The sequence below is a fragment of the Natrinema salinisoli genome (genome assembly GCF_020405205.1).
GTDB classification, from domain to species: Archaea; Halobacteriota; Halobacteria; order Halobacteriales; family Natrialbaceae; genus Natrinema; species Natrinema salinisoli.
Genome location: NZ_CP084469.1, coordinates 4,172,612 through 4,190,307, shown reverse-complemented (window position 1 = coordinate 4,190,307; position 17,696 = coordinate 4,172,612). Strand labels below are relative to the sequence as shown.

The 17,696-nt window shown below is 64.0% G+C and carries 14 protein-coding genes; 9 read left to right on the top strand and 5 right to left on the bottom strand.

Features of this window, described 5'->3' with window-relative positions; all coding sequences use genetic code 11:
- The first annotated feature begins 220 nt into the window (after nucleotides 1-220).
- From LDB05_RS20790 to rad50, 3 genes are all read left to right on the top strand, one after another.
- Complete coding sequence (locus LDB05_RS20790) at nucleotides 221-490, top strand: MarR family transcriptional regulator (protein ID WP_226005876.1); 270 nt, start codon at nucleotides 221-223, stop codon at nucleotides 488-490.
- A 263-nt stretch (nucleotides 491-753) separates the two neighbouring features.
- Nucleotides 754-2,151, top strand: a complete 1,398-nt coding sequence (mre11, locus tag LDB05_RS20785; protein ID WP_226005875.1) for a DNA double-strand break repair protein Mre11 — start codon at nucleotides 754-756, stop codon at nucleotides 2,149-2,151.
- Nucleotides 2,148-4,832, top strand: a complete 2,685-nt coding sequence (gene rad50, locus LDB05_RS20780; RefSeq protein WP_226005874.1) for a DNA double-strand break repair ATPase Rad50 — start codon at nucleotides 2,148-2,150, stop codon at nucleotides 4,830-4,832. The genes mre11 and rad50 overlap by 4 nt, the downstream gene beginning before the upstream one ends.
- A 97-nt stretch (nucleotides 4,833-4,929) precedes the next feature.
- Here the strand turns inward: rad50 and LDB05_RS20775 are convergent, their stop codons facing one another.
- Genes LDB05_RS20775 through LDB05_RS20765 form a run of 3 tightly spaced genes read right to left on the bottom strand, consistent with a single transcriptional unit; the run spans nucleotide 4,930 to nucleotide 6,105 of the window.
- Nucleotides 4,930-5,355 carry a DUF7346 family protein gene (locus LDB05_RS20775; protein ID WP_226005873.1) on the bottom strand — a complete coding sequence of 142 codons (426 nt, stop codon included), beginning with the start codon at nucleotides 5,353-5,355 and terminating at the stop codon, nucleotides 4,930-4,932.
- Nucleotides 5,352-5,873 (bottom strand): DUF7322 domain-containing protein, encoded by a 522-nt coding sequence (locus tag LDB05_RS20770; RefSeq protein WP_226005872.1) that lies wholly within the window; start codon nucleotides 5,871-5,873, stop codon nucleotides 5,352-5,354. Before LDB05_RS20770 ends, LDB05_RS20775 begins: the two co-directional genes overlap by 4 nt.
- A gap of 46 nt (nucleotides 5,874-5,919) precedes the next feature.
- Nucleotides 5,920-6,105 carry a DUF7331 family protein gene (locus LDB05_RS20765; RefSeq protein ID WP_226005871.1) on the bottom strand — a complete coding sequence of 62 codons (186 nt, stop codon included), beginning with the start codon at nucleotides 6,103-6,105 and terminating at the stop codon, nucleotides 5,920-5,922.
- Between the two features lie 203 nt (nucleotides 6,106-6,308).
- Between LDB05_RS20765 and LDB05_RS20760 the strand changes: the two genes are divergently transcribed.
- The 6 genes from LDB05_RS20760 (at nucleotide 6,309) to LDB05_RS20735 (ending at nucleotide 14,136) form a co-directional block, all read left to right on the top strand.
- Nucleotides 6,309-9,047, top strand: coding sequence for a DNA-directed DNA polymerase (locus LDB05_RS20760; RefSeq protein ID WP_226005870.1), 2,739 nt, complete (start codon nucleotides 6,309-6,311; stop codon nucleotides 9,045-9,047).
- Nucleotides 9,048-9,353: 306 nt separating this feature from the next.
- Complete coding sequence (locus LDB05_RS20755; RefSeq protein WP_226005869.1) at nucleotides 9,354-10,262, top strand: ABC transporter ATP-binding protein; 909 nt, start codon at nucleotides 9,354-9,356, stop codon at nucleotides 10,260-10,262.
- A gap of 58 nt (nucleotides 10,263-10,320) precedes the next feature.
- Nucleotides 10,321-11,751: a Fe-S cluster assembly protein SufB gene (sufB, locus tag LDB05_RS20750; RefSeq protein WP_226005868.1), complete on the top strand. Its 1,431-nt coding sequence runs from the start codon at nucleotides 10,321-10,323 to the stop codon at nucleotides 11,749-11,751.
- 1 nt (nucleotide 11,752) lies between these two features.
- Nucleotides 11,753-12,973, top strand: coding sequence for a Fe-S cluster assembly protein SufD (sufD, locus tag LDB05_RS20745; RefSeq protein WP_226005867.1), 1,221 nt, complete (start codon nucleotides 11,753-11,755; stop codon nucleotides 12,971-12,973).
- A gap of 97 nt (nucleotides 12,974-13,070) precedes the next feature.
- On the top strand, nucleotides 13,071-13,565 hold the full coding sequence (locus LDB05_RS20740) for a ferritin-like domain-containing protein (RefSeq protein WP_226005866.1): 495 nt from the start codon (nucleotides 13,071-13,073) through the stop codon (nucleotides 13,563-13,565).
- Between the two features lie 136 nt (nucleotides 13,566-13,701).
- Entirely contained in the window at nucleotides 13,702-14,136 is a 435-nt protein-coding gene (locus LDB05_RS20735; RefSeq protein ID WP_226005865.1) for a metal-dependent transcriptional regulator, read from the top strand.
- 24 nt (nucleotides 14,137-14,160) lie between these two features.
- On the opposite strand, the gene LDB05_RS20730 is transcribed toward LDB05_RS20735, so the two are convergent.
- Both LDB05_RS20730 and LDB05_RS20725 read right to left on the bottom strand, forming a co-directional pair.
- On the bottom strand, nucleotides 14,161-15,963 hold the full coding sequence (locus LDB05_RS20730; RefSeq protein ID WP_226005864.1) for a phospholipase D-like domain-containing protein: 1,803 nt from the start codon (nucleotides 15,961-15,963) through the stop codon (nucleotides 14,161-14,163).
- 351 nt (nucleotides 15,964-16,314) lie between these two features.
- Entirely contained in the window at nucleotides 16,315-17,664 is a 1,350-nt protein-coding gene (locus LDB05_RS20725) for a HEAT repeat domain-containing protein (RefSeq protein ID WP_226005863.1), read from the bottom strand.
- Between the last annotated feature and the right edge of the window lie 32 nt (nucleotides 17,665-17,696).

The following is a 17,696-nucleotide window of genomic DNA, read 5'->3' as shown; positions in this document are numbered from 1 at the left end:
GAGCGCTATAGTAGTCGTTGAACGTCATTGCACTCCCGTTCGCGGATCAACGGCCAGCACTGTTTGTGCTGGCCGCTCGGATGCGAGCGGTAAGTAAATCGTTTCAACGACTACTATAACTCGAGGGGTCCACCGCTGGTTCTCCGGTCGGAAATATAACCAATAGGCATTAAATGGAATAGAAAATATTATCACCCTGTATTCGGAATGGTGGAGTAAGATGAGTGCTTCAGAGTCGATTCGACAGGAGACCGGCGACCGTGGATCGTGGGACGACGTTCGGGACCTGCCCCCGAGCGCGAAACTCGTCGCAAAGGTACTCGAGTACAACGACACGATGACCCAGCAACAGATCGCCGACGAGACGCTTCTGCCCTCCCGAACGGTCCGGTACGCACTGAACCGCCTCGACGAACAGAACGTCATCGACTCCCGGTTCTCCTTCTCCGACGCCCGCAAGCGCCTGTACAGTCTCGACATTCAAACGTAACGAAGGCGATCAATTTCGGCTACTCGGTTCTCCGCCCGTCGATTTCGTCTCGAAAGACACGAGCCGACGGCTGCCCGGAGTACGCTATACGAATTCTCGCACGAGGGAGACGGGAGAGGTCCGTCGCATCCCCCTCGTGGGCGTCCCGTTCGGTCAGCGGCTGCCAGTATCGAGGAGTCCTCGTTTGCGGGGATCGTCACGACCAGTATACTTTCACCGTGGTCACGGAACCCCTTTAGGGTCGGCCGGTCTACGACAGGCCAATGACGCGGGTTATCCATACGGGCGATACCCACATCGGGTACCAGCAGTACAACTCGCCCGACCGACGACAGGACTTTCTCGAGGCGTTCCGAGCCGTCGTCGAGGACGCGGTTACCGACGACGTCGACGCGGTGATCCACGCCGGCGACCTCTTCCACGATCGCCGGCCGGGACTGGTCGACCTGCAAGGAACCGTCGACATCCTCCGAACGCTTTCCGACGCCGATATACCCTTCCTCGCCGTCGTCGGCAATCACGAGTCGAAACGGGACGCCCAGTGGCTCGATCTCTTCGCGGATCTCGGACTGGCGACTCGGCTCGGCGCCGAGCCAATCGTCATCGACGACACCGCCTTCTACGGACTCGACTTCGTCCCCCGCTCGCGCCGAGACGATCTCACATACGACTTCGACGCACTTCCGGACGGCGCGGACCACGCGAGTCTGGTGAGTCACGGCCTCTTCGAACCCTTCGCACACGCCGACTGGGACACCGAAACCGTCCTCGAGGAATCGACGGTCGACTTCGACGCCGTTCTGCTGGGTGACAACCACAAGCCCGACACGGCAGAAGTATCCGAGACGTGGGTTACCTACTGCGGGTCGACCGAGCGTGCGAGCGCGAGCGAACGCGAGGATCGAGGATACAATCTCGTCGACTTCGAGGACGACGAGGTGGCGATCAGTCGTCGGGGGCTCTCCTCGACCCGCGACTTCGCCTTCGTCGACGTCGAACTCACCGAGGACGAGGGAATCGACCGAGTCCAGGAACGAGTTCGCCAACACGACCTCGCGGACGCCGTCGTCATCGTCACGGTCGAGGGCGAGGGTCGCCCCATCGCCCCGGCAGCCGTCGAGGAACTCGCGATCGATCGCGGCGCGCTCGTCGCCCGCGTCAACGACCGCCGAGACCTCCCGGACGAGGACGACGACGTCTCGGTGAGCTTCGCCAATCCGGACGACGCCGTCCGCGAACGGATCCGCGAGATGGGCCTCAGCAACGCCGCGCTCGAGATCGACGAGACCGTCCGGAGCGACGGGACCGTCGACTCGAACGTCCGCGAATCCGTCGAACGGCGGGTCCGCGAGCTCCTCGAGGACGACGAGTCGGCGTTCGAACCCGCACCGGAGCGCGAACCCGGCGACGACGACGTGACGACGGTCGCCGATCAGCTCGCCGACGAGTCCGCCTCCGCGACCGATACGGCCGACGACGAATCATCTGACGCCGAGCCGGAGGGTACGGCGGGAGACGCCGAAACTCCGGTCGCGGACCAGCAGGGAGCGACCGAAACCGACGACGCCGCGTCGGCAACCGATGACGACGGGGTCGAAGATGCCGGCGAAGCCGAGGAAACAGCCGACGCCGACACCGCCTCGCTGGGTGATTTCGCGTGAGGGTCGACCGCGTTCGCCTGCTGAACTTCAAGTGCTACGGCGACGCCGACCTCACGCTCGAGCGCGGCGTCACCGTCGTCCACGGCGTCAACGGCAGCGGGAAGTCGACGCTGCTCGAGGCCGTCTTCTTCGCCCTCTACGGCTCGAAAGCCTTGGACGACCGTACGCTCGACGATGTCATCACGACCGGTGAGGAAGACGCCGAAGTCGAACTGTGGTTCACCCACGACGGCCGCGAGTACCACGTCGAGCGCCGTCTCAAACTGCGCGGCGACCGCGCGACGACGACGAAGTGCGTCCTCGAGACGCCGACGGCGACGATCGAGGGTGCCCGCGACGTTCGCCGCGAGGTGACCGAACTCCTGCGGATGGACGCCGAGGCGTTCGTCAACTGCGCGTACGTTCGGCAGGGGGAGGTCAACAAGCTCATCCACGCCTCGCCGAGCGATCGCCAGGACATGATCGACGACCTCCTCCAGCTCGGCGCGCTCGAAGACTACCGAGAACGCGCGAGCGAAGCGCGCCTCGGCGTCAAGAACGTCCTCGACGGTCAGCGGGAGGTCCTCGAAAACGTCCGACAGAAGGTGCAAGAGAAAGAGGAAAAGGATCTCCACGAGCGGCTGAACGGTCTCGAGTCCCGCCGGAGCGATGTCACGGAGGAGATCGACCACTACGAGACACAGCGCGAGCAGGCCCAGGAGACCCTGGAGGCCGCCGTGGACGTCCTCGAACGTCACGAGGAGACTCGCGATGAGATCGCGGACCTCGACGAGGAGATCGAGGATCTCCGCTCGAAGATCAGCGAGACCGAGCGCAAGCGCGACGAGGCCGGCGACGAGATCAGCGAGATTCGAGACCGGCGCGAGGAACTCGCGGACGAGCGCGCCGATCTCCTCGAGACCGTCGATCTCGAGAGCGACGATCCCCGCAAAGAAGCGGTTCAGGGCCGCATCGACGACCTCGAGGACCGCGACGAGGAACTCCGGGACGAACTCGAGGACGTTCGCGTGACGATCACGGAGGGGAACAACGAGGTCGAGCGGCTCCGCGAGGAGGCCGACGACCTCGAGGGGGACGCCGAGGAGGCTCGAGCGGACGCCGACGCGCTCGAGGAGCAGATCGAGGCCGACGAGGAAGCGATCGCGGATCGCGAGGCGAAACTCGACGACCTCGCGGACGACATCGAAGCCGCGCGGGCGGCGTTCGACGATGCGCCGGTCGAGTTCGGCGCGGCCGAATCGCACCTCGACGACCTCGAGACCGAGCGCGACGAACTGATGTCGGAGATCAACGACGTCACCGCCGACATCCGGACCGCCGAGAACGCGATCGAGGAGGGCGAACGACTGCTCGAGGAGGGGAAGTGTCCCGAGTGTGGCCAACCGGTCGAGGACTCACCGCACGTGGACGTCCTGGCCGATCGCCGGGAGGAACTCGCCGACCTCGAGGCCGAGCGCGAGGCGCTCGAGGACGAGCGCGACGAAATAGAGGAGCGGATCGACCGCGCCGAAGACCTGCGCGAAGCCGAGCGACGGGTCGACCGCCTCGAGGAGAACCGCGACAACATCGAGCAACTGCTCACCGAAAAGCGCGAGAGCCTCGCGGACCGGCGCGACCAGCGCGATCAGCTTCGCGACGACGCCGAGGAGTACGAGGTCGAGGCCGAAGAGAAACGGGCGGCGGCCGCGGACCGCGAAGAGGAGGTCGCCGACGCGCGGGCGGACCTCGGTGAGATCAACACCGAACGCGGGGAGATCAAGGAGACGCTCGAGACGCTCGAGCGCATTTCGGAAATCACCGACGAGGAGGCCGCTCTCGAAACCGAGATCGAAAACCTGCGCGAGCGCCGAGCGGACTGGGAGACCATGAACGACGAGCGCCGCGAGACGCTGTCCGAAAAGCGCGACCGCAAGCGCGACCTCGAGTCGGAGTTCGACGAGGACCGCGTCGAAACCGCCCGCGAGGACAGGGACAACGCCGAGCAGTACATCGAGAAGGTGGACGGGAAACTCGAGGAACTCGAGGACCGGCGCGACGAGATCCAGAACGCGATCGGTGCGGCCGAGAACGAACTCGAGGAACTCGAAGAACGCCGCGAAGAACTCGAGTCCGTCGAGGACCGCTGTGACCAGCTCGAGTCGCTCTACGAGGAGGCCGAGACGTTACAGACGACGTACGGAGAGCTGCGGACGGAACTGCGCCAGCGCAACGTCGAGACCTTAGAGCGGCTGCTCAACGAGACGTTCGATCTGGTCTACCAGAACGACTCCTACGCGGCGATCGATCTCGACGGCGACTACCGGCTGACCGTCTACCAGAAGGACGGCGAGGCCCTCGAGCCCGAGCAGCTCTCGGGCGGCGAGCGGGCGCTGTTCAACCTCAGCCTGCGGTGTGCGATCTACCGACTGCTCGCCGAGGGCGTCGAGGGGACGGCCCCGATGCCGCCGCTGATCCTCGACGAGCCGACGGTCTTCCTGGACTCGGGCCACGTCACGCAACTCGTCTCGCTGGTCGAATCGATGCGCGATCTGGGCGTCGAACAGATCGTCGTCGTCAGCCACGACGAGGAGCTCGTCGGCGCGGCCGACTCGCTCGTCCGCGTCGAGAAGGACGCCACGTCGAACCGATCGCGACTCGAGCGCGGCGAACCGCCGGAGGCGGAGTTGCTCGCGTCGGATTAGCGCCGTCCGCCGGGAGACGCTGTAGAGAGCAGTCGAACGCGGCCGGGCCGTCTAAGCGGCGAAGCGGGACCGATCGATTTCAGTCTCTGTCTCTCGCTCAGTCGCTTCGAAGCGTCTCGAGGGCGTCCTCACACTCCTCGGTGATTCCATAGCCGCGTTCGCCCGCGACCTCGGTTTCCTCGAGCAGTCCGGCGGCCGAGAGGACCGTCAGCCGGCCGTGCAGGTCGCTCTCGCAGAAGTCGTAGGCGTCGAGCAAGCGACGCACGCCAAGCGGTCCGCGCTCGGAAAGCTCGACCAATAACCCCAGCGTCTCCTCGTCGTGGACGTTCGTCACCAATGTCACGACAGGATCGCTGACGCTTCGTGCGGCCGTCTCGAGGGCTGATTCCTCCCCGATGGCCTCGAGACGGTCGTTCTGGATGTAACACTCGTTGCCGTTGTCGGGGTCGCGAACGAGACTCGCGCTGTCCGATCGTTTGAGAAGCAGATATCGTTTGCCGGTGTCGTCCTCGACTGTTTTCATTGGTTGTCGTTCCGGGTCGGTGGCTGGTCTTGGACGGCATCGCCCGAAGAAGTTTCGGCTGCGTCGTTCGATGAAGCACTGGCCGATTCCGCGTCGGTAGCAAGAGCGTCGTCGTCCCCGTCGCCACTCTCGGTGTCGGTCCGGTCGTCCCGCTGAAACCGCCGATATCGTCGAGCGGCCAGACCGAACAGAAGGACGCCGGTGGCGACGAGAACGCCACCGCGAGTGAGGCTGCCCTCGAAGACGACCAGTAGCAGACCGAGCGAGACGAGGAGGACGGCCGCGTTGAGGACCAACACGAGCGCCCAGAACGTCTGGAGAACGTCGCCCGGAACATCTGTCTCTGCAGTGGGAACGGTTGGTGTCTCGATCGCGTTCGTGAGATTCTGCAGATCGTCGTCCGGGTCGTCCTCTCCGGTTTCGACCTGTGGAATGGTCAACCCGTCACTGTCGGGATCGTAGAAATCCTCCTCCGGGTCCCACTCCTCCGGCTCGTTCTCGGTCCGGTCGAATACCACGTGCGGAGTGACGGACAGCGGGAGGAAAAACGTTCGCTTCGTAGTTTCAGGCCAGCTCCTCGAGGGGTAGCGTTTGCGACGTCTCCACCCAGGCGAGCGGGTTCTCCGCGTCGTAGAAGACGACGCCGTCCTCGGTCTCGTAGGACTCGATCGTCGCGGTCCCCGCAGGTTCACTACTCGGTTCGCTCCGATCCGTCGCGTCGTCGTTCACATGGGTGGACACATCGATCACCTGATCCTGTGCTATGTGTTACCACGTTATATGTCTTGTTGCTCCCGCAAACGTCTGCTTTCGGAAGGGCAATTGTCGAATAAGATGTCGGTCGGGCCGACGCAGCAGGGTGATTGATGGGACCGACCTCACCCACTGAGACAATGCTCCTCGCGGGCGGGGATTGCAGGGGTTTTTATCCGGCGACTGCGAATCTCGGAACCATGACTGAGGCGGGCCAGACCGGACTCGCGGAGTTCGGCGGCGATTCCGAGGAACGCGACGACAGGCCGGCGGAAGAGGCGGTCGCAATCGCCGGCAACGGCGGGGCCGAGGCCGCAGAGGTGATCGACGTCGTCGAGGAAACCCTTCCCGAACCCGAGGGCGAACTCGAGCTTGCCGTGATGCAGGTCGACTACACGATCGCCGGCTACGGTGACGAGGAACGACCGATCATGCACGTCTTCGGGCGCACGACCGACGGCACGCTCGAGCACGTGCAGGTCGTCGGCTTCCAGCCGTACTTCTACGCACCGACGGACACCCTCGAACGACCGCCCGAGGAACAGTACGACCGGCTGACGGGCAGCCGGGAGTACGGCGAGGACGGCGAGCCCTACGAAAGTATTCGGGGCGAAAAACTCACCAAGATATTCGGCCAGACGCCGCGGGACGTCGGGCAGGTGCGCGACGATTTCGAGCACTACGAGGCCGACATCCTGTTCCCGAATCGGTTCCTGATCGACAAGGACATCCGCAGCGGTATCCGGGTTCCGGAGCGACGGGCCGAGGACGATTCGCTGGTCGTTCCCCACGACGAGGTCGAAGCGACCGACGTCGACGCCGACCCGCGCGTCAACACCTTCGACATCGAGGTCGACGACCGTCAGGGGTTCCCGGAGGACGGCGAGGAACCGATCGTCTGTCTCACCAGCCACGATTCCTACCGCGACGAGTACATCATGTGGCTCTACGAGGCCCCCATCGGTGACGGCGAGATCCCCACCGAGATCGACGATTACGATCCGATCGAGGGCGAGATCGAGCACGAAGTCCGGAGCTTCGAGGAAGAGGAAGCGATGCTCGAGGCGTTCATCGAGTACATCGACACGACCGACCCGGACATCCTCACGGGCTGGAACTTCGAGGACTTCGACGCGCCGTACTTCCTCGACCGACTCGAGGAGCTCGCCGGGTCGAATCACGAATACGATCTGGACATCAATCGCCTGTCGCGGGTCGACGAGGTCTGGCGCAGCAACTGGGGCGGCCCCGACATCAAGGGCCGAATCGTCTTCGACCTGCTCTACGCCTACCAGCGGACGGTGTTCTCCGAACTCGACTCCTACCGGCTCGACGCCGTCGGCGAGGCCGAACTTGGCGTCGGCAAGGAACGATACGCCGGGGACATCGGCGACCTCTGGGAGGGCGATCCGACCAGACTGCTCGAGTACAACCTCCGGGACGTCGAACTCTGCGTCGAACTCGACCGCCAGCAGGAGATCATCGCCTTCTGGGACGAGGTGCGCTCGTTCGTCGGCTGCAAACTCGAGGACGCGCCGACGCCGGGCGACGCGGTCGACATGTACGTCCTCCACGAGGCCTACGGGCGATTTGCGCTGCCGTCGAAGGGCCAGCAGGAGGCCGGCGAGGAGTACGAGGGCGGCGCGGTGTTCGAGCCGATCACGGGCGTCAAGGAGAACGTGACCGTGCTCGACCTGAAGTCGCTGTACCCGATGTGTATGGTGACGGTCAACGCCTCGCCGGAAACGCGGGTCGATCCGGAGGAATACGATGGCGAGACGTTCGTCGCGCCGACCGAACCCGAGCCGACCCACTTCCGCAAGGAACCCGACGGCGTCATGCGGGAGATGATCAACGAGCTGCTGGCCGAGCGCGAGGAGAAGAAATCCCAGCGCAACGAGTACGAACCCGGGACCAGGGAGTACGAGCAGTACGACCGCCAGCAGGGCGCGGTGAAGGTCATCATGAACTCGCTGTACGGCGTCTCAGGGTGGGAGCAGTTCCGGCTTTACGACAAGGACGCCGCCTCCGCGATCACCGCGACCGGTCGCGAAGTGATCGAGTTCACGGATACTGCCGCAGGCGAGCTGGACTACACCGTCGCGTACGGAGATACGGACAGCGTGATGCTCGAGCTCGGCCCCGACGTGTCGAAGGAGGAGGCCATCGAGCAGTCCTTCGAGATTGAAGAGTACATCAACGGCCGGTACGACGACTTCGCTCGCGAGGATCTGAACGCCGAGGACCACCGGTTCCAGATCGAGTTCGAGAAGCTCTACCGACGGTTCTTCCAGGCCGGCAAGAAGAAACGCTACGCGGGCCACATCACGTGGAAAGAGGGCAAGGACGTCAACAACGTCGACATCGTCGGCTTCGAGTACCAGCGTTCGGACATCGCGCCGATCACCAAGGAGGTCCAACACCGGGTCATCGAGATGATCGTCCGCGAGGGCGACATCGAAGGCGCGAAGGAGTACGTCAACGGCGTCATCGAGGACGTACTGGCGGGCGAGATATCCCTCGAGGACATCGCGATTCCGGGCGGGATCGGCAAGCGACTGGACAACTACGACACCGACACAGCGCAGGTCAGGGGCGCGAAGTACGCCAACCTGCTGCTCGGGACCAACTTCCAGCGCGGGAGCAAACCCAAGCGGCTCTACCTCGACCGCGTCGACCCGTCGTTCTTCGAACGGCTCGAGGACGAAGAAGGGTTCGACGCCCGTACCGACCCCCTCTACGGCGCGTTCAAGCGCGATCCCGACGTCATCTGCTTCGAGTACGAGGACCAGATCCCCGAGGAGTTCGAGGTCGACTACGACAAGATGCTCGAGAAGACGCTGCAGGGACCGATCGAGCGGATCCTCGAGGCGCTGGACATCTCGTGGGACGAAGTGAAAAGCGGGCAGGAGCAGAAAGGGCTGGACAGCTTCATGTGAGTCGGTCGCGATCGCAGGCAGTTCTCGATTGTCAGCCGCTACTCGTGTCGTCTCCGATACCGTTCTGAGACAGTAGTAGCGTACCGAACGTTTTTCACCAGTGATGCCTTGAACTATACCGACCGAAAACGACCGCTATACCGGTCTCAATAGACTGTGACTGTTTGTCGCAGCGCAGCGAGTGTATCGGTCTACCCAAACACTGGTTTCCGAATACGAAACTTATTTTTCTAATGCGAGACTGGATCCAATTGGATACGAAACCGTTATCAGTCATACGACCCACCGTTTAGACGACAGAATACTATGGCACGTCTCGAACTATCCAACCTGCATGCGGAAGTCGCGGAGGGCGACGAGAAGATTCTCGAGGGCGTCGATCTCGAAGTCCAGTCGGGAGAGATTCACGCCCTGATGGGGCCCAACGGCTCCGGGAAGTCGACGACAGCGAAGGTCATCGCCGGTCATCCCGCCTACGAAGTCACCGAGGGCGAGGTCCTGCTCCACCTCGAGGACGAGGAGTTCGGCGAGGACATCGAGATCGACGAGGACCAGCGCACCTGGAACCTCCTCGACCTCGACCCTAACGAGCGCGCCGCGCTCGGCATCTTCCTGGGCTTCCAGTACCCGGCGGAGATCGAGGGCGTCACGATGACGAACTTCCTCCGAACGGCGCTCAACGCCAAGATCGAGGAGCGCGAGGAGCTCTTCGAGGACGAGGAGGGAGCCGAAGAAGAAGAGGAGGACGAAGGCTTCGAGAACTCGCCGATGGAAGGCCCCGCCGACGACGGCGAGGTCGGCGTCGCCGAGTTCCAGGGTATCCTTCAGGAGAAGATGGAGCAACTGGAGATGGACGAGAAGTTCGCCCAGCGCTACCTCAACGCCGGCTTCTCCGGCGGGGAGAAGAAGCAGAACGAAGTGCTGCAGGCCGCCATCCTCGAGCCCTCGATCGCCGTCCTCGACGAGATCGACTCCGGGCTCGACATCGACCGACTGCAGGACGTTTCGAACGGGATCAACGCGCTGCGCGACGAGCAGGGCACCGGGATCCTCCAGATCACCCACTACCAGCGCATCCTCGACTACGTCGAGCCCGATCACGTCCACGTGATGCTCGACGGCCAGATCGCCAAGAGCGGCGGTCCGGAGCTCGCCGAGAAGCTCGAGGACAAGGGGTACGACTGGGTCCGCGACGAAGTCTACGGCACCGCGTAACCGAATCCGCCTAGAACAACCGTAATAACGCTACAGCCGTAAACACAACTACATCAATATGAGTTCCGATCAAGATCACCTGAAAGAGACAGACACCGAGGCCCGGTTCGAGTTCAAGAAGGAGGAGAACGCCGCGGTCCGATCCGGCAAAGGCCTGACCGAGGAGGTCATCCGCATGATCTCCGACGACAAGGACGAGCCCGACTGGATGCTCGAGCGACGCCTCCGCGCGCTCGAGCAGTACCACAACATGCCGATGCCGTCCGACTGGCCCGGCATGCCGGACCTGAGCGAACTGGACGTCGAAGAGATCATTCCCTACATCCGCCCGGACGTCGACAAGCGCGAAGGCGTCGACGACTGGACGGAGCTGCCCGACGAGATCAAGGACACGTTCGACAAGCTGGGCATTCCGGAAGCCGAGAAGAACGCCCTCTCCGGCGTCGGCGCCCAGTACGAGTCCGAGGTCGTCTACCAGAACATGCAGGAGCAGTGGGAGGAGAAAGGCGTCATCTTCTGTAACATGGATGAGGCCGTCCGCGAGCACCCCGAGCTCGTCAAAGAGCACTTCATGACGACCTGCGTGCCGCCGAGCGACAACAAGTTCGCCGCGCTGCACGGGGCCGTCTGGTCCGGCGGGTCGTTCGTCTACGTCCCGGAGGACGTCACCGTCGAGATGCCGGTCCAGGCCTACTTCCGAATGAACTCGGAGGGGATGGGCCAGTTCGAGCACACGCTCATCATCGCCGAGGAGGGCTCGGAAGTCCACTACATCGAGGGCTGTTCCGCACCCAAGTACGGCACCCACAACCTCCACTCGGGCGGCGTCGAGGTCTTCGTCGGCGAAGACGCTCACGTTCAGTACTCGACCGTCCAGAACTGGTCGAAGAACACGTTCAACCTGAACACCAAACGCGCCATCTGCGAGGAGAACGGTACGATGGAGTGGGTTTCGGGCAGTATGGGCTCGAAAGTGACCATGCTCTACCCGTGTACGATCCTCAAGGGTCGCGGCTCGACCGACACTCACATCACCATCGCCCTCGCGGGCGAGGGTCAGGACATCGACACCGGCGCGAAGGTCTACCACAACGCGCCCGAGACGAGTTCGACCATCGAATCCAAGTCGATCTCCAAGGACGGCGGCCGCACCAACTACCGCGGCCTCGTCCACATCGCCGACGGCGCCGAGAACTCGAGCACCGCCGTCGAGTGTGACGCGCTGATGTTCGACAACGAGTCCACCTCGGACACCATGCCGTACATGGAGATCGAGGAGTCGAAGGTCGACGTCGCCCACGAGGCGACCGTCGGCAAGATCGGCGACGAGGACATCTTCTACCTCCAGTCGCGCGGACTGGACGACGACGACGCCAAGAAGATGATCGTTGCCGGCTTCATCGAGCCGATCACGGAGGAACTGCCGATCGAGTACGCGGTCGAACTCAACCGTCTCATCGAACTCGAGATGGAGGGGAGCCTCGGATAATATGAGCGCAGGAACACAGGTACACGCCAATCTGACCGAAGAACAGGTACGCGAAATCAGCGGGGACCTCGACGAGCCCGAGTGGCTCCTCGAGACCCGTCTCGAGGCCCTCGCGGCCCTCGAGGAGCTCGACATGCCCGACGTCATCCGGACGCCGGGTCGGGACTGGACGAACCTCCACGATCTGGACTTCGAGTCCCTCGTCGATCCGCTGAACGCGGCCGAGAACAAGGATCAGGTCGGACCCGAAGAGGCCGAGGTCCTGTCCTGGAGCGACGCCGTCCAGGAGCACGAGGACCTCCTAAAGGAGCACTTCGGCAGCATCGTCGATCCCCAGGAAAACTACCTGACGGCGCTCTCGACGGCGCTCTTTAGCACCGGGACGGTCGTCTACGTCCCCGAAGGCGTCGACGCCGAGGACGTCGCCATCCGGACCGAGCAGAACTCCCGCTCGCTGTTCAACTACACGCTCGTCGTCACCGAGGAGTCGTCCTCGGTCACGATCCTCGAGCGGCAGTCGACTGGCGCAGAACAGGACGAACAGTACTACAGCGGCGTCGTGGAAGTCGCCGCCGGCGAGAACAGCTACGTCCAGTACGGCAGCCTCCAGAACCTCTCGGAGGAGGCCTACAACTTCACCGTCAAGCGTGGCGTCGCCGACACCTACGCCACGATCGACTGGATCGAGGGCAACCTCGGCACCCAGCTGACCAAGACCGAAGTGTCGACGACTCTCAGCGGCGACAGTTCGGAGACGCAGATCGTCGGTGCCTTCTACGGCCACAACGATCAGCACTTCGACCTCGACGCGAAGGTCTGGCACCGCGCCGAGCACACGACCGCCGACCTCGTCACCCGCGGCGTCACCGACGACGTCGCCCGCTCGGTGTACGAGGGCGTCCAGGACGTCGGTGCCGACGCCTGGGACACCAGCTCCTACCAGCGCGAGAACACGCTGATGCTCAGCGACGAGAGCGAGGCCGACGCCTCCCCGAAGCTGATCATCAACAACCACGACACCGAGGCCAGCCACTCCGCGACGGTCGGCCAGATCGACGCGGAGGACCTGTTCTACATGACCTCCCGCGGTGTCGACCCGCGCTCGGCTCGCAACATGCTCGTCGAGGGCTTCTTCGTCCCCGTCCTCGAGGAGATCGACGTCGACGAGCTCCGTGACGACCTCGAGGGGCTGATCGGTGCGCGTCTTCGGCAGCGCGACTAACTACCGTCGTCTTCGTTTTTCGTGTCCGGTTTGACGTCCCGTTTTTCGCCGCCTGTTCTCCGAGACGACTAAGTAACAGCGGCTCTCTTGTCACGATATGAGTCTGGGACAGCGTGTCTCGAGCGACCACCAGTTGACCCGATTGCTCCAGATCGGTGTCGTGCTGGAGGAACTCGTCGAGTCACGCGCCGCCCACCACATCGAGTCCCTGCCCCCTGAAGAGCGGGCGGAATTCGACGAGGAGGTGGAAGAGTTGCTCGCGGAGGCCGCCGCGGAGTCGGCCGAGCATCGCGAGCGGCTCGAGGCGCTGATCGACGATCTCGAGGCGGAGACGGTCGGATACGAGGAGATCAACGCACTGGTCGACGCACAGTACGGCCCGCCGGAGGACACGGACGGCGTCCTCTACGATCAACTGGCCAACGAGGAGACGGCCTACAAGTTCTACGACGACCTGATCGACGCGATCGAGGCCTCCGAGTCCGAGTTCGCGGTCGATCGCGAGCGACTCCTCGAGACGCTGTACAGTATCCGCGAGGAGGAAAAGGAAGGTGTCGAGGAAGTGACCGAGATCATGGAGCACAGAGCATGATCGGGGCGACGGCCACGTCGACCACGGCGGCCGCGATCAGTAGTCGGTCACCGTTCGAGACACGCATCGACACCCGAATCCGGAACCGCCAGCGAGCGATCGACGCGATACGCACCAGCACTGACGGAGGGACGCTATGAATACTGCCGATCAATATCTCAAGGCGATTTACCTGGCACAGCGAATCGAGGACGGCCCCGCATCCACCGGCACGCTCGCGGACTTGCTCGAGGTGAGTCCGGCCAGCGTCAACGAGATGATCGGAAAACTCGAGGAACGGGAACTCGTCGACCACGAGAAGTACAAGGGGGCGAGTCTGACCGACGAAGGGCTCGAGCGCGCCCACAACGCCCTCCAGACGTACTGCATCATCGAGCGGTTCCTCGCGAACGTCCTCGAGGTCGACGAGTTTCGCGACGAGGCCCGCGCGCTGGAGAGCGTCATCGACGATACCGTCGCGGAGCGACTCGACACGATCATCGATCGGCCCGACCAGTGCCCCGACTGTTTCGACGCCGAGCAGGACTGCTGTGAGCTGCTCGAACTCGAGGCCGGCGGTCACGCGGACTGAGTTCTCGGAGATCCCTGTTCTCACCTACGTGTGCTCGGATGGCGGTCGGTCGCCGAATCGAACGTATCGCCGCCCCACGATCGCAGCAGCCGCGAGGGCGACGACGACCGCGACGCTGAGACCGACCGGGAACGACCACGAGTCGCCCGACCAGTCCGATTCGAAGACGTCGGCGTAGTAGGTTCCGATCTGTTCGCCGTGAAGCGCGAGGAGTACCTCGCGGTTGTTGTGTAGCGAGTTTTCGTTCCAGTTCGCGCTCCCGACGATCGCCGTCTCTCGATCGATCACGACGCCTTTGGCGTGGATCTTCTCGAACCGGTCGGTATCCTCGACGAGCCGGACCTCGAGCGGAAGGTCCTCCCGTTCGGCTGCTCGCTCGAGGCCCGTTGCCAACTCCTCGTTTTCGTCGACGTTGTACTCCGCCGATCCGAGCAGAATTCGAACGTCGACGCCGCGGCGAGCCGCCTCGATGGTCGCCTCGAGTAGCGACACGTCGGCGGCGATACTGGGCTGGATAATCAGGAGTTCGTCGTCTGCGCTCGTAATCAATTCCACCAGTCGGCTCTCGGCGTTGTCCGGGGCGAGCAGGAGTTCAACCGACTCGACGGGAACCGTCGACGGTTCGTGAGTCGTCGGGAACTCGGTCTCGGTATCGGACGACAGGAAGTCCGGCTCGTCGTCGACGAACGAGGTGTTCCGCCGATAGGCAGCTCCTGTGGTCGTGTCCCGTCCCTCGAAGTCGGCACGGAAGACGGCTGCGAGATCGCTTGCGAGGGCCTCGTCCTCGAGTCGGACGCCCCACCCGCGGCTGCTCTGGCCGCCGACGCCCGCTGGTTTCCAGTTTTCGCTGGTGACCAGGACGCGATCGTCGGCGACGGTGTATTTGGGATGGTGAAACCGGTAGCGTGCGTCGTCGCCGCCTATTACCCGGACATCGACGCCACCCGCTGCGAGCGTCTCGAGCACGTCCGCGGTCGGTGCCGGCGTGCCGCCGACCGGGCTCGCCTCGAGGAGGACCGAGACGTCGACGCCCCGCTCGACCGCGTCGACGAGATCGGCGGCGATTGTCTCGGAGGTGACGGTGTAGCCGGCCAGGAGGAGTCGCTTCTCGGCGTTTCGAATCGTTTCTCTGGGGACGCGAGGAGCATCGGGGAGGACGAACGCCGTCGCTTCGTTGACTGCAGCGCTCGAGACGGGGAGGCAGGTCGCGTTGGCGGGCCACCACTGGCCGTTGGCGGTGTCGGTGTTCCGACTGGTGGTCGCCCCCCTCAGCCCCGTCCGATACCACCGCTCCGCGGTCGGTGCGCGCTCGTAAGAGACGGAATCGATCGTGGCCGTCGCGTTTCGGAGTCGTAGTTCGTCACCGCCGTTCGCGAGTTGCAGATGCCCCTCGAGTCCGAGAACCGGTATGTCGGTGAGCCGTTCCGTGACGTTCGGAGACGTGCTTAGTGCGGTACGGTCGGAGACCGTTTCGTTCGGGAGCCGTGCCGTCGTGTGGCCGTCCGTGAGGGTCCAGTTCTCGAGTCGGGTGTCCGATGGGGACTCAAGGACGACGTACTCGCCGGCGTTTTCCTCGGTCGGTGGGTTCGGTGCGAGTTCGACGATGCGCGGCCGTGTCGGCGTCTCGGTCGTGGTTGGCGTCGCATCGCTTGCACGTGGTGGACAGGTGAGAGCGGAGGCGTTGGGTTCGGTATCCGAGGTGGCTCGAGTGGTGGGTCGCTCGGTCATCGATGTCTCGGTGGCGACTGCGAACCCGGCGAGTATCGTGGTACTGCTCACGAGACAACAGACGAAGACGGCAACGAGGGTGGTCCGCCGGATATCCATCGCTCCGTCTGGCCGCCCGTTCGTACTTAAAATATCGGACCCAGTGAAGACGAGCAGTACGGCTGCTGTTGGCTCCTCGAGACGACCTCGAGAATCGCGTGACTGCTATCCTGCTCGTACTGGCAACACTGAATCGCCACGCCCTCCCCAACCGATTCGCTCGCGACGCTCGCTCATCCCTCGCGCAACTTCGTTCCGCGGTTCGCCATCGGCGAACCGCATAACAGCGCGCGCCACCGCATGTGACTGCGTCATTCCGGAGCGAAGGAGTGCGTCGAGACAGTTCGCATCGGCTTCCCTACCGTCGTCCAGTTAAAATAGCCAGCCGAACGGGGTGCTGCGACTCGAGCGTCAGGCTGCGGGCTCGAGATTCGCGTTCTCGGCTTCGGCCTGCACGAGGTAGGCGCGGTCGTCGTCGTAGTCGGCGACGATCTCGAGTGCGTCTTCGGTGCCGATGCGGTTGAGCGCCCACGCGGCGCTGGCGCGGACGCGGTCGGACTCGTCGTCCGCGAGGACGTCCGCGAGCGGCTCGACGGCGCGGGTGTCTCCGATCAGCCCGAGCGCGCGAGCGGCCCAGCTGCGGACGTCGGCCTCCTCCGCGACGAGCTGCTGGGCGATCGGCTCGACCGCGGCTTCGGCACCGATCTCGCCGAGGGCGCGGAACGCGGGCCGCTGGAGATTCGGGTTGGAGTCGACGTAGTCGACGAGCGTGTCGACGACCTCCTCGTCGTCGACGCCGATCTTGCCGAGGATGCGCATCGCCGCCTGATCGCGGCGGTTGGCCTTCTGGAGCATCGGCTCGATGGCCTCCTCGGGCCCCATTCGCTCGAGGGCCTCCATGCAGTGTTCCTCCATGAAGTCGGAGTCGAACGTCTCCAGCGCGAGGAGGATCATGTCGACGTTGCCCTGCTTCTCGTGGACCTTGAGCGCGTGCCACTCCGGCGGGAAGTCCTTGACGTGGTCGAGGACGTCGTAGTAGCCCTCGCGGCGGAGCTGTTCGCGGATCTCGAGGTCGGTCCACTCGGTCGCGTCGTCGATATCGCTCTGCAGGTCGTCGGTCGCCTCGAGCAGGCCGGCGATCGTCTCGGCGTCGTCGTCCGCGTCGAGGTCGGCGTCTTCGACGGCCTCTGCCGTGTTGTCAAGGGTCGCCTCGAGCTGGTCGGGAACGGTCTCGCCCTCGTTGACCAGCGTGACCGAACTGTCCAGAAGGCCGTTGAACTCGTCGAGGAAGTCGTCGACCGCTTCGATCAGTTCGGCGTTGCCCTCTTCGGTCCAGCGGGTGTCCGTGATCGTCCCGCTGGCGTCGGTTATTTCACTGACGACGTCCTCGCCGTACGGTCCGCGCTGGTCCTCGAGATCCGACTCGAGGTCCGAAAGATCGCTCTCGATCTCGTCGTACTGTTCCTGTAACTCTTCTTCAGGTGCGGGTTCCGCGTCTTCGTCTTCCTCGTCCTCGTCGGTTTCGGGCGGCTCCGGCACCTCGACGCTCTCGAGTTCCGTTCGGAACGACTCGAGGTCGGCCTCGACGACGTCGAGGTCGTCCTCGGTCTCGGCGGCCTCGAGGTTCGATTCGAGCCCGTCGAGGTCAGTCTCGAGTCCGTCGAGGCGCTCGCGGATGGTCTCGAGATCGGCAGATTGCTCGTTCTCGCCCGCTTCTTCCTCTGGGGCCCCGTCGTCACCGTTCGCCTCGTCCTCGCTCATCGTACCACCCGGGGACGACGCCGACGCGTGAC